The 14,706-nt window shown below is 66.1% G+C and carries 13 protein-coding genes; 11 read left to right on the top strand and 2 right to left on the bottom strand.

What is annotated here, in order from left to right; genetic code table 11:
- The first annotated feature begins 65 nt into the window (after positions 1–65).
- The 11 genes from KB874_RS00990 (at position 66) to KB874_RS00940 (ending at position 12,379) form a co-directional block, all read left to right on the top strand.
- Positions 66–830 (top strand): amino acid ABC transporter ATP-binding protein, encoded by a 765-nt coding sequence (locus KB874_RS00990; RefSeq protein WP_212534668.1) that lies wholly within the window; start codon positions 66–68, stop codon positions 828–830.
- A 1-nt stretch (position 831) separates the two neighbouring features.
- Positions 832–1,515: an amino acid ABC transporter permease gene (locus tag KB874_RS00985; protein WP_212534667.1), complete on the top strand. Its 684-nt coding sequence runs from the start codon at positions 832–834 to the stop codon at positions 1,513–1,515.
- A gap of 3 nt (positions 1,516–1,518) precedes the next feature.
- Positions 1,519–2,184, top strand: a complete 666-nt coding sequence (locus KB874_RS00980; RefSeq protein WP_212534666.1) for an amino acid ABC transporter permease — start codon at positions 1,519–1,521, stop codon at positions 2,182–2,184.
- A 19-nt stretch (positions 2,185–2,203) separates the two neighbouring features.
- Complete coding sequence (locus KB874_RS00975) at positions 2,204–3,130, top strand: N-carbamoyl-D-amino-acid hydrolase (RefSeq protein WP_212534665.1); 927 nt, start codon at positions 2,204–2,206, stop codon at positions 3,128–3,130.
- Positions 3,130–3,744: a flavin reductase family protein gene (locus KB874_RS00970; protein ID WP_212534664.1), complete on the top strand. Its 615-nt coding sequence runs from the start codon at positions 3,130–3,132 to the stop codon at positions 3,742–3,744. Before KB874_RS00975 ends, KB874_RS00970 begins: the two co-directional genes overlap by 1 nt.
- 16 nt (positions 3,745–3,760) lie before the next feature.
- Positions 3,761–4,696, top strand: coding sequence for a dihydrodipicolinate synthase family protein (locus KB874_RS00965; protein ID WP_212534663.1), 936 nt, complete (start codon positions 3,761–3,763; stop codon positions 4,694–4,696).
- Positions 4,696–5,484, top strand: a complete 789-nt coding sequence (locus tag KB874_RS00960) for an SDR family oxidoreductase (protein WP_212534662.1) — start codon at positions 4,696–4,698, stop codon at positions 5,482–5,484. Before KB874_RS00965 ends, KB874_RS00960 begins: the two co-directional genes overlap by 1 nt.
- An 11-nt stretch (positions 5,485–5,495) precedes the next feature.
- Positions 5,496–6,941: a dihydropyrimidinase gene (gene hydA, locus KB874_RS00955; RefSeq protein ID WP_212534661.1), complete on the top strand. Its 1,446-nt coding sequence runs from the start codon at positions 5,496–5,498 to the stop codon at positions 6,939–6,941.
- Positions 6,941–7,591, top strand: coding sequence for an aspartate/glutamate racemase family protein (locus KB874_RS00950; RefSeq protein WP_212534660.1), 651 nt, complete (start codon positions 6,941–6,943; stop codon positions 7,589–7,591). The genes hydA and KB874_RS00950 overlap by 1 nt, the downstream gene beginning before the upstream one ends.
- A 4-nt stretch (positions 7,592–7,595) precedes the next feature.
- The gene (locus KB874_RS00945) at positions 7,596–8,513 is read left to right on the top strand and encodes a LysR substrate-binding domain-containing protein (protein WP_212534659.1); all 918 of its coding nucleotides are present in this window, start codon (positions 7,596–7,598) and stop codon (positions 8,511–8,513) included.
- Between the two features lie 677 nt (positions 8,514–9,190).
- Positions 9,191–12,379 carry an Ig-like domain-containing protein gene (locus KB874_RS00940; protein WP_212534658.1) on the top strand — a complete coding sequence of 1,063 codons (3,189 nt, stop codon included), beginning with the start codon at positions 9,191–9,193 and terminating at the stop codon, positions 12,377–12,379.
- 157 nt (positions 12,380–12,536) lie between these two features.
- On the opposite strand, the gene KB874_RS00935 is transcribed toward KB874_RS00940, so the two are convergent.
- On the bottom strand, positions 12,537–13,157 hold the full coding sequence (locus tag KB874_RS00935) for a nucleotidyltransferase family protein (protein WP_212534657.1): 621 nt from the start codon (positions 13,155–13,157) through the stop codon (positions 12,537–12,539).
- A 137-nt stretch (positions 13,158–13,294) separates the two neighbouring features.
- Positions 13,295–14,608, bottom strand: coding sequence for an outer membrane protein transport protein (locus KB874_RS00930; protein WP_212534656.1), 1,314 nt, complete (start codon positions 14,606–14,608; stop codon positions 13,295–13,297).
- Positions 14,609–14,706 lie beyond the last annotated feature (98 nt).

The raw sequence follows: 14,706 nt of genomic DNA, 5'->3' as shown, positions 1-14,706 counted from the left end.
CTGACATGGGCCGGGTCGGGCGCGGGCAACCGCCCCGGCCCGGCCTTTCTGACCGGAGCCTTCCGATGACTGCTGACGTTGAAGCGGCGCAGGCGACCCCGTCGCTCGAGGTGCGCGGCCTGCACAAGTCCTTCGGGACGGTCGAGGTGCTGAAGGGTGTCGACCTGACGGTGGCGCACCGCGAGATGGTGTTCGTCCTGGGGCCTTCGGGATCGGGCAAGTCCACCATGCTGCGCTGCTGCAACCGGCTCGAAGAACCGGATTCCGGCCTGATCCTGCTCGAGGGGGATCCCGTCACCGGCAAGGGCGTGAACCTGAACGCGATCCGGCAGCGCATTGGCATGGTGTTCCAGGCGTTCAACCTCTACCCACATCTCAACGCCCGCAAGAACGTGACGCTGGCGCTGCGCAAGGTGCGCGGCATGAGCCGGGACGAGGCCGATGCGCGCGCGATGGAGGCGCTGACCCGTGTCGGCCTCGCCGACAAGTCGGAAAACCATCCCAGCGAACTATCAGGCGGGCAGCAGCAGCGTGTCGCCATCGCCCGGGCGCTGGCGCTGGAGCCGCAGGTGATGCTGTTCGATGAACCCACCTCGGCGCTGGACCCGGAACTGGTGGGCGACGTGCTGGCCGTCATGCGCGAGGTCAAGGCGGCGGGCATGACGATGCTGGTCGTCAGCCACGAGATGAAATTCGCCCGCGAGGCGGCCGACCGCGTGATCTTCATGGACCAGGGCCGCATCGTGGAACAGGGTCCGCCCGAACGAATCTTTGGGGCGCCCGAACACGACCGCACCCGCGCCTTTCTGTCCCGCGTGACCGGCGACTGACATGACCCAGTGGGAGCGTTTTCTCGACACCTTCTTCAACGCCGCGGTGCTGGCGAAATACACGCCCGCGATCCTGCAAGGCGTGTGGGTGACGGTCTGGCTTTCGGTGCTGATCGTGCTGGCGGGGATCGGGCTGGGCGTCGCGCTTGCGGTGATCCGGTCCTTCGGCTGGCGGCTGGCCTCCTTCGCGATCGTGGTCTTTGCCGACGTGATGCGTGCGGTGCCCCCGCTGGTGCTAATCCTGATCGTCTTCTTCGGCCTGCCCAACGCGGGCATCTTCTTGTCCAGCTTCTTCGTGCTGTTCGTGGTGCTGGCGCTGGTGCTGGCCGCTTTCGCCGAGGAGATCGTCTGGGCGGGCATCACCTCGGTCGACAAGGGCCAGTGGGAGGCCGCGCGCTCCACCGGCCTTGGCTTCGGCCAGTCGCTGGCCTTTGTCGTGCTGCCGCAGGCACTGCGGATGGGTATCCCGCCACTGACCAATCGCGCCATCGCGATCACCAAGATGACCGCGCTGGGGACGGTGATCGGCGTGCCCGACATCCTCAACCAGGCGACCACGGCGCAATCCTTTTCCGGCAACGCCTCGCCACTGATGCTGGCGGCGGTGGTCTATGTCGCTCTGTTCCTGCCACTGGTGATCCTGTCGCGCTGGCTGGAAAACCGCTTTGCCTGGCGAAAGGCGTAGGCGATGGACCGGATCATCCAGCAATTCTTCAATGTCGAAATCATGATCGCCGCTTGGCCGATGCTGCTGGACGGGCTGGGCGTGACGCTGCTGTTGTGCCTTGCGGTGATCCCACTGGGGCTGGCGGGGGGCTTGCTGGCGGCGCTGGGGTCGCTGGCGCGGTCGCGCTGGGTGCGTCTGCCGACGATCTTCTTCGTGGATTTCTTCCGCGCGGTGCCGCCGCTGGTGCTGCTGATCTTCATCTATGCCGGCCTGCCCTTTGCGGGCTTGCGCATCTCGCCCTTCACGGCCGTGGTTATCGGGTTCTTCCTGAACAACTCGGCCTATTACGGCGAGATCTTTCGCGCCGGCATCCAGTCGGTCGGCTTTGGCCAGACCGAGGCCGCGCGCTCGACCGGCCTGACGGCCACGCAAACGCTGGCGCATGTGGTGCTGCCGCAGGCGGTGCGCAACGTGTTGCCCGACCTGCTGTCGAACACGATCGAGGTGGTCAAGCTGACCTCGCTGGCCTCGGTCGTGTCGCTAGGTGAATTGCTGCATGCCGCCGATATGGCGCGGTCTGTCACCTACAACGCGTCGCCCATCGTGCTGGCGGCGCTGGTCTATCTCATTCTGCTCTGGCCCTTCGTACGGCTTGTAAGCCGCTTTGGCCGGGGTCTTGGCGCATGACGGAAAAGGGAGGTTCAACATGCGGGAAATCGTGATCGGCGGGGCCCAGATGGGGCCGATCCAGAAGGCCGACAGCCGCGAGGCGGTGGTCGAGCGGATGATCGCCCTGCTGAAGCAGGCGAAGGGGGCGGGCTGTGACCTCGTGGTCTTCCCGGAGCTGTGCCTGACCACCTTCTTCCCGCGCTGGTACATGGAAGACCCGGCCGAGGTCGATTTCTGGTTCGAGCGCGAGATGCCGAACGGCGCGACGAAACCGCTCTTCGACGCGGCGAAACAGGCGGGGATCGCCATCAGCTTCGGCTATGCCGAACTCACGCCCGAGGGCCAGCACTTCAACACCTCGATCCTGACCGACCGCGAGGGCAACATCGTCGGCAAGTATCGCAAGGTGCATTTGCCGGGCCATTCGGAATTCGACACCGAGCGCGCCTTCCAGCACCTCGAAAAGCGCTACTTCCTGCCCGGCGACCTGGGTTTCCCGGTCTGGCGCAACATGGATGCGCTGATGGGCATGTGCATCTGCAACGACCGCCGCTGGCCCGAGGTCTACCGTGTCATGGGCCTGCAAGGGGTCGAGCTGGTCATGCTGGGCTACAACACGCCCTCTGTGAACAGCCAGATGGCCGATGAAGGGCTGGAAAAGCGGCTGTATCATTCCGACCTGTCGATGACCGCCGGGGCCTACCAGAATTCGACCTGGGTCGTCGGTGTCGCCAAGGCGGGGGACGAGGATGGGCACCCGCTGATGGGGGGCAGCATCATCGTCGACCCGAACGGTTATGTCGTGGCCCGCGCGGCGGGCGAAGGCGACGAGCTGATCGTGCATGCCTGCGACATGGATGCCTGCAACTTCGGCAAGTCGACGATCTTCGACTTTGCCCGCCACCGCCGGATCGAGCATTACGGCCGCATCTGTTCGCAGACCGGCGTCGAGCGGTCCGCGTGATGCAGATCGATCTCGACGCGCTGCCGCCCAAGGACCGCTACAAGCTGCTGACGGCGGTGGTCATCCCGCGCCCGGTGGCCTGGGTGACGACCGTCAACGCGCAGGGGCTGGTGAACGCCGCGCCCTATTCCTTCTTCAACGTCTTCGGGCAGGACCCGGCGGTGATCATCCTTGGCCTCGAACACCGCGCCGACGGCTCGCCCAAGGACACGACCCGCAACATCGACGAAACCGGCGAATTCGTGGTCAACATCGCGACGCCCGACCTGGTCGAGGCGATGGTGGGCACCGCCGCCGCCTATGGCCCGGACGAAAGTGAACCCGAGGCGCTGGGGCTCGACCTCGCGCCATCAGCCAAGGTCGCACCACCGCGCCTCGCGCAGGCCCCGGTCGCCATCGAATGCGTGCGCATGATGGCGCTGTCGTTGAGTGCCGAACGCTCGATCATGCTGGGACGCGCGGTGGCCCTGTCCTGCCGCGAGGGGCTTGTCGACCCGGACACGCTGAGGCTGGACTGGGGCGGCGATTTTCCTGTCGCGCGCCTGTTCGCGGACCGCTACGCAAGACTCGAAGAGATCGCACGCCACGCGATCCCGCAACCCAAGCGACCATGACATCGGTGAACACACAATGAGCACCCTGATCCACCGCCACTCCGATGGCGTCTTCATCATCGCCGCCACGCCCTTTGCGGGGGATGGCGCGCTCGACCTAGACAGCACGGACCGCATGGTCGATTTCTACCTCGACTGCGGCGTGACGGGCATGACCATCCTCGGCATCATGGGCGAGGCGCCCAAGCTGTCGGGCGAGGAATCGCAGGTCTTCGCCCGCCGGGTGCTGGACCGCGTCGCGGGCCGCGTGCCGGTCATCGTGGGCGTCTCGGGCGCCGGGCTCGACAACATGGCGCGGCTGTCGCACTCGGTGATGGACATGGGCGCGGCGGGCGTCATGGTGGCGCCGATGCCGGGCCTGCTGACGGAAACCAAGCTCAAGGGCTATTTCGCGCAGGTCTGCGGCGCGCTGGGGCCGGACGTGCCGATCTGCCTGCAGGATTATCCGCAGACCACCGGCGTGCAGTTCAGTGTGGAAACCATCCTCGACATCGCCCGCGCGAACCCGCAGGTCGTCATGCTGAAACACGAGGATTGGCCTGGCCTGAACAAACTGTCGCGCGTGCGCGCCGAAACCGGCACCGGCGACATGCCGCGCCTGTCGATCCTAGTCGGCAACGCGGCGCTGTTCCTGCCGCAGGAATTGCAGCGCGGGGCGGACGGCGCGATGACAGGGTTCGCCTATCCCGAGATGCTGGTGCAGGTGGTCGAGCGCCACAAGGCGGGCGACGTGGACGGGGCCGAGGACCTGTTCGACGCCTACTTGCCGATGGTGCGCTATGAACAGCAGCTGGGCATCGGGCTCGCCATCCGCAAGGAAATCCTGCACCGTCGCGGCGTGCTGGCCGCGCCCAAGGTGCGCGCGCCGGGACCTTCGCTGACAAAGGCGGATCATGCGGAACTGACGCGCCTGATGAGCCGACTGGACAAGAAACTGGGGGAGATGGGCTGATGGATTTCGGACTGAAGGGCAAGAAGGCGCTGGTCATGTCGTCCAGCCGTGGCCTCGGCGCGGGCATTGCGCATGCGCTGGCGGCCGAGGGCTGCGACGTGCTGCTGACCGGGCGGAGCGAGGACCGGCTGCGCGAGGTCGCCGATGCGATCAACACCAAAGGGGCAGGGCGGGCGGACTATGTCTGCGCCGATCTCGCCGATCCCGCTTGCGTCGATGCGTTGGCGTCTGCCGTGGCCGACAAGCTGGGCGGCGCCGACATCCTGATCGCCAACACCGGCGGCCCGCCGCCGGGCAAGATGTCCGAGGTCGACCTGTCGAAACTGACCGCGCATTTCGAGGCGATGGTGCTGCGCGTGGCGCAGGTCACAGACCGGCTGCTGCCGCACATGCGGGCGCAGGGCTGGGGCCGGATCGTCGCCATCGGGTCCTCGGGCGTGGTGCAGCCGATCCCCAACCTCGGCCTGTCGAACCTCGTGCGCTCGGCGCTGGTGGGCTGGGCCAAGTCCATGTCGAACGACCTCGCCCCCGACGGCATCACCGTGAACATGCTGCTGCCCGGCCGCATCCATACCGAGCGCGTCGACGAACTCGACGCGGCGGCGGCGAAACGCACCGGCACCACGCCCGAAGCCGCGCGCGCCGCCAGCATCGCCACGATCCCCGCCGGCCGCTATGGTGATGTCGAGGAATTTGCCGCCGTCGCGGCCTTCCTGTGCAGCGTTCCCGCCGCTTACGTCACCGGCAGTCTCGTCCGCTGCGACGGCGGGCTGATCCGGTCCATCTGAGGGAGGCAGGCATGAAACACGACCTCGTCATTCGCGGCGGCACGCTGGCCACCGCCTCGGAAACCTTCGCGGCCGATATCGGCATCCGCGACGGCCGCATCGTCACGCTGGGCGAGGACCTGTCGGGCGAGGACGTGATCGATGCCACCGGCAAACTGGTCCTGCCCGGTGGGATCGAGGCGCATTGCCATATCGCGCAGGAAAGCGGCATGGGCCTGATGACCGCCGACGACTATGAGTCTGGCTCGATCTCGGCGGCGTTCGGCGGCAATTCCTGCTTTGTCCCCTTCGCCGCGCAGAAGAAGGGGCAAAGCGTCGCCGACACGCTGGCCACCTATGACGGGCGGGCGGCGCCGAAATCGGTGATCGACTATTCCTATCACCTGATCCTGACCGACCCGAACCCGTCGGTGCTCGAGGAGCTGCCGGGCGTGTTCGACCGCGGCATCACCAGTTTCAAGGTCTTCATGACCTACGCGACGCGGGTCAGCGATGCGCAGTTCCTGGATATCCTGGCGGTCGCGCAGCGGCATGGCGGGCTGACCATGGTGCATGCGGAAAACCACGACATGCTGACCTACATGGCTACGAAACTGGCCGAGGGCGGATATGTCGAGCCCCGCTACCACGCGCCCGCACGCCCCGCGCTAGCCGAGGAAGAGGCGATCAACCGCGCCATCAGCCTCGCACGGCTTGTCGATGCGCCGCTGATGATCGTGCATGTCTCGACCCCGGGCGGTGCCTCGCTTGTGTCGAAGGCCCGTCACGAGGGCGCGTATGTCTTTGGCGAGACCTGTCCGCAATACCTGTTCCTGACCCGCGAGGACCTGAACCGCCCGGGCATGGAGGGCGCGAAATACATCTGCTCGCCGCCGGTGCGGGACGCCGCGACGCAGGCCGTGCTGTGGCGCCACATCGCGGCGGGCACCTTTAGCGTCGTGTCCTCGGATCACGCGCCCTACCGCTATGACGAGACGGGCAAGTTCGCCTCGGGGCGCGATGTCGATTTCCGCAAGATCGCCAACGGCATGCCGGGGATCGAGATGCGCCTGCCGATGATGTTCTCGGAAGGGGTGGTGAAGGGGCGGATCGGCTTGAACCAGTTCGTCGCGCTCTCCTCGACCAACGCAGCGCGGCTTTACGGTATGCACCCGAAGAAGGGGACGCTCGCCATCGGCGCCGATGCCGACATCGCCATCTGGGACCCGACCGAGACCCGAGTTGCGGGCAAGATGCACGACGCGATGGACTACAACCCGTTCGATGGGATGGAGATCACCGGCTGGCCCGTCACCGTTCTGACGCGCGGTCGGCGCGTGATCGACAGGGGGGAATTGGTGGCGAAACCGGGCGACGGGGCCTTTGTCGCGCGGGGGCGGACGGACCTGACGGGGCTTACCGGCACGCGGTTGCCGGAAACCGACCCGGCGACCAACTTCGGCGCGGAGATCCTGTGATGCCCGGCCCCATCGTCGTCATCAACCCGAACTCGAACCAGGCCGTGACGGACGGTCTGGACGCGGCACTGGAAGCGTTCCGCTTGCCGGGCGGTCCGGGGATCGAGTGCCTGACGCTTGCCGAGGGGCCGTTCGGCATCGAAAGCCAGCTTGATTCCGACAGCGTGGTGTTGCCGCTGGCACGGCTGGTGCAGGGGCGCCCGGACGCGGGTGCCTTCGTCATAGCCTGCTATTCCGATCCTGGCCTCGACGCCTGCCGGTCGGTCACGAAACGTCCGGTTTTCGGCATCCAGGAAAGCGGCGTGCTGACCGCGCTGGCGCGGGCCGACCTGTTCGGGATCATCGCCATCGCCGAGGCCTCGGTCGCGCGGCACCGCCGGTTCATGGCGCGCATGGGCGTGCTGGGGCGGCTGGCGGCAGAAATTCCCCTGAACATGAGCGTCGACGAATCCGCCCGCGGCGAGAAGACGTTCGAACGGCTGGTCGAAGTCGGCGGCGCGCTGAAGGCGCGCGGTGCGGGGGCGGTGATCCTGGGCTGCGCCGGCATGGCGCGGCACCGGCCGGGGCTGGAGGCGGAACTCGGCGTGCCCGTCATCGACCCGACGCAGGCGGCGGTCGCCATGGCGATGGGCACGCTGCTGGCGGGCTAGCGCCATGAAGGTCAACCGCAAGAACGACCTGTCGCTGCGCCTGCTGGAGATCTTCGGCGCGGTGATGCTGCACCAGACCACGGTGGACGCGGCCTACGAGCTTGGGATCAGCCAGCCCGCCGTATCGCTGGCGCTGAAACAGCTGGAAAGCCAGATCGGCTTTTCCCTGTTCGAGCGTCGCAGCCAGCGGCTTCAGCCCACCGAGGAGGCGCGCAGCCTCTTTGCCCAGATCGAGCCGATCCTGCTGCAACTGCGCTCTGTCGAAAGCCATGTGGGCGACCTGCGCAAGGGCACGGCGGGCAAGCTGCGGATCATGGCGACGCCGCCGCTGGGCCATTCCGTTGTGCCGCGTGCGCTGCGCCGGTTCCTGGCCGACCGGCCGCGCGTGACGATCCAGTATGACGTGCGCCGGATGGAGAACGTCATCCAGGAGGTCGAGATCGGTTCGGCCGAACTGGGCATCGTGCTGGCGCTGGACAGCCACCCGGCGGTCGAAGTGCGCCGGCTGAACTTTGACGCGATGGTCGCGCTGGTGCCGGCCGGACATCCGTTGGCCGGGGCCGAGGCGGTGACGCCGCAGGATTGCCTCGAGCATGACCATATCGGGCTGGACCAGGCCTCGCGCCTGGGGATGCTGCTGCGCAACGCCTTTGACGCCGCCGGGGTGCCCTACCTGCCACGGGTGGTCGTGCGCTACTGCCATACCTCGGCGGTGCTGGCCAATGCCGGCATGGGGATCGCCATCGTCGACCGCCATACCGCCGATTTCATGGGAGACCAGGGGCTGGTGGCGCGCCCCTTCCTGCCGCGGATCGAGATCGGCGCCTGCCTGCTGATCCGGCGCGACGTGCCCCTGTCGCGGCTGGCGGCCGGTTTTGTCGAGGCCTTCGAGGCGGCGCTGCACGAGGGTGATCCGCGCTGAACGACCCCTGTGGCCGGTTCACTCGGTCCAGCGCCACGATTCGCCCCGGCTTCTTGCAGACCGGTGAACAAACCCGGCGGAGTTTCCGCGATTGATCCACGTGTTTGAACAAAACTCGCCATATTCTGGCGAGGCCGCGCGGGTCGAACCGAGCAATTGTGCCGATCGCCTTTGTTCACGAATCGTGAACAATGCCAGGGCACGCTTCGCTCCCTGGTTGCAGCACGCGGGGACAAACGGGCAGATTCTTGATGAATTTCCGGAATGTCGTGACAAAACCTGAAACAATCGCCCGTTTCGTCCACCTGCATTAACTGAAAAATGGCGCAATTTCGGACGTTTGAGGGCCAACCTGCGCCCCCTTTCCGCCATTTTCTCCTTTGAGCAGCGGACCAAGGGCAGTAAGAATTCACGCAAGCCCACCATGGGCGAAGACTATTGGCCACGGGGGCGGCCGCTGAACTGTCGTGCATCCCGCGGGATGCGAGGGACGCGAGGGCGATGAACAACGCCCGGCCGCTTTGGTATTCTTCGCCCACTACAGATGTGGGCGGCGGGGCGCGAACCTTTCGCATATTTGCAGGCACGGCTCGAGATTGAGCAAACCGGCATTGCCTGAGGCTCTGTCGTCTGACGCGCGGACGTCCGTGCCGCATGAGTGAAAAGGGTCGATTGAGATGGCAGATCTTCTTCTGAACTGGCGGGATATCGCCCCTACCACGCTGGACGATGGCGCGTCGGTGACGATCGAGACCGGCGGTGTCGCGGTCGACGTGAATTTCTCGGCGCTGGATGCCTACGCAACCGCGTTCACCTTTGCCGCCGACGGCTATGTCGAGCCAGAGGACAACCTGAACCCGAACTCGTGGTTCAAGCTGTTCGACGACGTCAACGATGACGGCGAACCGGGGACTGCCTCGGCGACGCTGGATTTCCGCGCGTCCAACACCGAACTCTACGCGGACTCGGTCCAGAACGTCTCGTTCCGGATGAACGACATCGACATGTCCGCCACCGGCGGAGACCTGGGTGAGGCTGCCGCCTCGGGCTTTCAGGACATCGTGACGATCCTGGCCTTCGACGCAGACGGCAATGCCGTGCCCGTGACCATCACGCCCGAGGCTGGCGGCCCCTCGGTCACCGGCGCCACCGCGACCGGCACCTCCGAGACGACCTTCACCGATGCCGCGGGCTCTGTCCTTGTGACCATCGCGGGCCCGGTCTCGCGCATCGAGATCTCCTACGCGAATGGCGACCTCGCCCAGCAGGGCGTGACCATCTCGGATATCAACTTCTCGACCGTCGATATCGAGGACGCCCCCCCGGTGGCCGAGGATGACTCTGCCACCACGCCCGAGGACACCGCCGTCGTCATCGACGTTCTGTCGAACGACAGCGACCCGGATGGCGACGCGCTGACCGTGACCGGGGCGACCGTCGACATCGGCACCGTCACCGTGAATCCGGACAACACGCTGCGCTACGTGCCGCCGGCCGACTACAACGGGCCCGCAACCATCACCTACACGATCGAGGACCCCGCCGGAAACAGCGCCACGGGCGAGGTCGCGGTGACCGTCGAGCCGGTGAACGACGACCCGGTGGCAAACCCGGATACGGCGACCACACCCGAGGATACCGCCATCGTCATTCCCGATCCCTCGGACAATGACACCGACGTGGACGGCGATCCGCTGACTGTGACCAGCATCGGCACGCCGACCAACGGCACCGCCACGCTGAACCCGGACGGGACGGTGACCTATACCCCCGACACCGGCTTTACCGGTGAGGACACGATTCCCTACACCGTCGATGACGGCAATGGCGGCACAGACACCGGCGAGATCATCGTCACCGTGACGCCTGACGGCGACGACAACGCCGCGCCGGATGCGGTGGACGACACCGCCACGACCACGGTCAACACGCCGGTCGTCATTCCGGTTCTGGCCAACGATTCAGATCCGGATGGCGATCCGATTACGGTCGAGACAGCAATCGCCACGAACGGCATCGCAACGGTCAACCCCGACGGCACCGTGACCTTCACGCCGGACGACGGTTTCACCGGCGAGGCGACAATCGGCTACACCATCACCGACGGCGATCTGAGCGACAGCGCCATCGTCACCGTGACGGTGGGTGACGATACCAACGGTGGCGAAGGGCGCATCGATACCGATGTCTTCCCCGTCTCGCCGGAACTGCAACCGCTGGACCCGCTGAACGGTCTCGACGAAGACCCCGATCCCGAGGATGACCGCGACAGCATCGACGGCACCTCGGGCGCCGACACGATCGAGACGGGCGATGACCGCGACACGATCATCGCGAGCGGCGGCGACGACGTGGTGCGCCCCGGCATCGACGACGACTATGTCGAGTTGGGCGGCGGCAATGACAGTGTCTTCGACGTGCAGGGCTCGGACACGATCCTGGGCGGCTCGGGCGATGACACGATCCTGGCCGGCATCGACACGTTCTCGGATTACGAGGGCGACGACCCGAACCTGCCGATCCTTGGTTTCACCAGCGACCCGAACAAGGAAGACGGCCGCGACAGCATCCAGGGCAACCGGGGCAACGACCTGATCTTTACCGGCGACGACCGCGACACGATCGACGGCGGTGGCGAGAACGACACGATCGACGCGGGCATTGACGACGACCTCGTGTTCGGTGGTCAGGGCGATGACTCGATCATCGGCGGCCACGGTTCGGACACGCTGGATGGCGGGCAGGGCGACGATTTCATCGACGGCTCGAACATCCCGTCGCTGGAACTTACCGACGACATCGACACGGTGCCGGAGAACGACCGCGACTACATCACCGGTGCGCTCGGCAACGACACGCTGATCGGTGGCGACGATGACGACACGCTGATCGGCGGGTCGGGCAACGACCTGCTGGATGGCGGCATCGACGAGGACCTTCTGCTGGGTGGCGGCGATGACGACACGTTGATCGGCGGGCAGGGAGCTGACACGCTGAATGGCGGTGACGGTGCCGACAGCGTCTCGGGCGGTGCGGATCGTGACGTGATCCAGGTGGCTGGCCTGCGCGAAGGCGACGATGACACCGTCGATGGCGGGTCCGAGGGTGACGATTACGACATCCTCGACCTGACCGGCTCGGGCGAGAAGGACGTGGACTGGCGTATCGTGAACGACCGCCCGGACAGCAACGGCAACGGCATCGACGGCACCATCGAGTTCCTCGATGGCGACGGCGGGGTGACCGGTGGTTTCGACTTCTTCGAGATCGAGGAGATCGTGCCCTGCTTCACCCCCGGCACGCTGATTGCCACGCCGCAGGGTGAGCGCCTTGTCGAGGATCTGAAGATCGGCGACCGTGTGATCACCCGCGATAACGGAATCCAGCAAGTCCGCTGGATCGGCCGCAAGGACCTGACCGGACACGACCTGGCGCGCAAGCCGCACATGAACCCGGTCCTGATCCGCAAGGGCGCGCTGGGGAACAACCTGCCCGAGCATGACATGCTGGTGTCGCCGAACCACCGGGTGCTGGTGGCCAACGACAAGACCGCCCTCTACTTCGAAGAGCGCGAGGTGCTGGTCGCGGCCAAGCACCTGACCGGGCTCGACGGTGTCGACGCGGTCGAGGCGAACGGCGTGGCCTATATCCACTTCATGTTCGACCAGCACGAGGTCGTCCTGTCGAACGGCGCCTGGACCGAAAGCTTCCAGCCCGGCGACTACACGCTGAAGGGCATCGGTAACGCCCAACGGCAGGAAATCCTCGAGCTGTTCCCGGAACTGGAACAGGCCGAAGGCCTGCGCGCCTACGGGGCGGCGCGCCGGTCGCTGAAGCGGCACGAGGCGCAGCTTCTGGTCGGATGAAATCGTGGGCGGCCCATTATTCCGTGGGCTGACGGAAGGGCCGCCCGACCAAGGAATATGCAGCGAAGCCCGCCTGTCACAGGGTTGGTCATAAACGGAAAGGTGAAAGCCTTTCCGTTTTTTCAATTGGTTGCGAGATTTTGTTGATGTGGCGGTTTTACTCGGCCGGGGTTGGGTCCGACAGCGCGCCTGCCCGCCAGGCTTGCCATGCCTCGGGCGTGTCGAGGTCGGTCAGCGCGTGGTTGTCCGGCAAGGGCACGAGGCGGGTGCGGTGCGCATTCGCCCGCAACACGTCGCGGGCCCCCTGGTCGCCCTGCAGGTGTTGCAGAGCCGAAAAGCAGTCGGCCGGAAACAGCACGGGATGGCCCGGTGTCCCGTCCGCCGCGCAGCCGCGCAGCAGAACCGGGATCGACAGGGCACGGAACGCGGCGATCAGCGTCGCCAGGTCGGCCGTTGTGATCTCGGGCATGTCGGCGGGCAGGATGATCGCCGCCTTCATGCCCCGCGGAAGCATCCCGATCCCGCGACGCAGCGAGGCCGACATGCCCAGGCCCGAATCCGGCACTGCAACCAGTTGCACCGGCAGGCCGGCCAGCGCCGCGGACCTGGGGTGGTCGTGATCGGGGATGGATACGGCGACATGCGCGCCTGTCGACAAGGCGCGTTGCACCTGCCGCCGCAACAGCGGCAGGCCATCGACAGGCTCCAGAAGCTTGTCGGTGCCACGCATCCGGCGGCTGGCCCCGGCGGCCGGAAAGAGAATCGCGATATCCTGCATGCGGCGAGAATAGCCGAAAATGCGGCCTTCGGGTAAAATCCTTTCGCCCTCTGGTTGAAATCCGCCGTCGAGCCCAAGAAAAAAGGGCCCGGGCGTTGTGCCCGGGCCCTTTAATCCGTCATGACGGGCGCGTGCTATCAGAAGCTGATCTCGGCTTTGATGCCGACGCCGACCAGGTGGTTGTTCTTGAAGTTCGCGACACCCACACTGGCGACTTCGGCGACCGCGTCACCCACGCGGGTATAGTTGATCCCGCCCGAGATCTTCAGGTTGCCCTCGGTGTATTGACCGCCGATCGACACGCCGAACAGGCCGTTGGTCGGGCCCAGCGGCGACACCAGCTTGTCACCTTTCGGCTCGTAGGACAGGGTGAACGATCCCGCCAGCTTGTCACTGAACCGGCGCGCCACGCCCAGCGTGTAGCGCTCTGCATCGTCGAGGTTCACCAGGTCGCTGCCCAGCGTCGCCGGGATGATGTTGACCGCCGAGAAATCCGTCCAGCGATAGCTGAAGGTCAGCAGCGTGTCCTTGGCGATGCCGGTCTGTGCCTCGAGGTTGAAGCTGGCCGGCGTCTTGAATTCCATCGAGCCGCTGCTGGTCAGTAGGCCGCCACCGAAATTTTCGGAGTAATCCGCCTTGTGCGTCGTTTCGAACCGGTAGGTGCCGGCGATGCGCAGGGCGATTTCCGGGATCTCGTAGGCCGCGCCGATGAAGTAGTTCGGCTTGGTCGAGTTCTCGAGGTTGAACGCATAGCCACCGCCGGTGGCGAATGCGTTCTGCACGTTGTTGACCTGCGTCTGAACGGCGTTGCGGCCCGCCGCCACGTTGCCTCCGGCAAGGCCACCGAAGACGCCGTCAAGCGTGGTCTGACCGGCCAGCGCGCCGGCAAGCGTCTGCGCGGTGATCGTGCTGCTGGTCTGCGCGCTCAATTGGCGGGCAACGCCGCTCAGCGCCAGCGGCGCGCCGATCGCCGCGGTGTAGGAGCGGCCGTTCAGCGTCACGTCGGCATTGATGCGTTGCGCGCTGATGCCACCGAACACGCTGATGCGGTCGCCGAGGCGGTAGCGGGCGACAAGGCTCAGCGCGGTGCTGTTCAGGTCGGCCGAGGTGCCGGCGAGGTTGTCGGTCAGCGGGTTGCCGTTGTAGTCGATGTCCGCGCCAAAGGGCTGGTCGAGGATGACCGAATAGTTGAACCGGTCGTTCAGCGCGTTGGTGTAGCTGAGCCCATACTGGGTATAGGTTTCGCCCACGTCGTAGCTGCCGCTGCCGCCTGAGCCGGCCACGTCCGAGCCGGTGAAGCTGGGAATGACGACGCCCACCGTGGTGGTCACGGTGTTGTCCGGCGAGAACACGGACATCACGCTCTGGCCCGAGCGGTCGAGGCCGCCAGCAGACACGGCGCCAGCCGTCAGGGCCAGCGCGGCTGCCCCGTTCATCAGATAGGTTTTCATGTGTCCCTCAATCCCTGCGTGTGGGGTTGTCTCCTGCCTGCACGCTATGGCCGGTGGGGCAATCGGGTCAATCTTTGACCATACGTCACACGACCTGC

Origin of the sequence: Thetidibacter halocola (assembly GCF_018224955.1) — a bacterium.
In the GTDB taxonomy this organism is placed as follows: domain Bacteria; phylum Pseudomonadota; class Alphaproteobacteria; order Rhodobacterales; family Rhodobacteraceae; genus Thetidibacter; species Thetidibacter halocola.
This window is presented reverse-complemented; position numbering and strand designations above follow the sequence as displayed.

Bases quoted from the DNA above. Each gene is read 5' to 3' on its own strand.
- KB874_RS00990 (WP_212534668.1), top strand. From the start codon at position 66: ATGACTGCTGACGTTGAAGCGGCGCAGGCGACCCCGTCGCTCGAGGTG.
- KB874_RS00985 (WP_212534667.1), top strand. From the start codon at position 832: ATGACCCAGTGGGAGCGTTTTCTCGACACCTTCTTCAACGCCGCGGTG.
- KB874_RS00980 (WP_212534666.1), top strand. From the start codon at position 1,519: ATGGACCGGATCATCCAGCAATTCTTCAATGTCGAAATCATGATCGCC.
- KB874_RS00975 (WP_212534665.1), top strand. From the start codon at position 2,204: ATGCGGGAAATCGTGATCGGCGGGGCCCAGATGGGGCCGATCCAGAAG.
- KB874_RS00970 (WP_212534664.1), top strand. From the start codon at position 3,130: ATGCAGATCGATCTCGACGCGCTGCCGCCCAAGGACCGCTACAAGCTG.
- KB874_RS00965 (WP_212534663.1), top strand. From the start codon at position 3,761: ATGAGCACCCTGATCCACCGCCACTCCGATGGCGTCTTCATCATCGCC.
- KB874_RS00960 (WP_212534662.1), top strand. From the start codon at position 4,696: ATGGATTTCGGACTGAAGGGCAAGAAGGCGCTGGTCATGTCGTCCAGC.
- hydA (WP_212534661.1), top strand. From the start codon at position 5,496: ATGAAACACGACCTCGTCATTCGCGGCGGCACGCTGGCCACCGCCTCG.
- KB874_RS00950 (WP_212534660.1), top strand. From the start codon at position 6,941: ATGCCCGGCCCCATCGTCGTCATCAACCCGAACTCGAACCAGGCCGTG.
- KB874_RS00945 (WP_212534659.1), top strand. From the start codon at position 7,596: ATGAAGGTCAACCGCAAGAACGACCTGTCGCTGCGCCTGCTGGAGATC.
- KB874_RS00940 (WP_212534658.1), top strand. From the start codon at position 9,191: ATGGCAGATCTTCTTCTGAACTGGCGGGATATCGCCCCTACCACGCTG.
- KB874_RS00935 (WP_212534657.1), bottom strand. From the start codon at position 13,157: ATGCAGGATATCGCGATTCTCTTTCCGGCCGCCGGGGCCAGCCGCCGG.
- KB874_RS00930 (WP_212534656.1), bottom strand. From the start codon at position 14,608: ATGAAAACCTATCTGATGAACGGGGCAGCCGCGCTGGCCCTGACGGCT.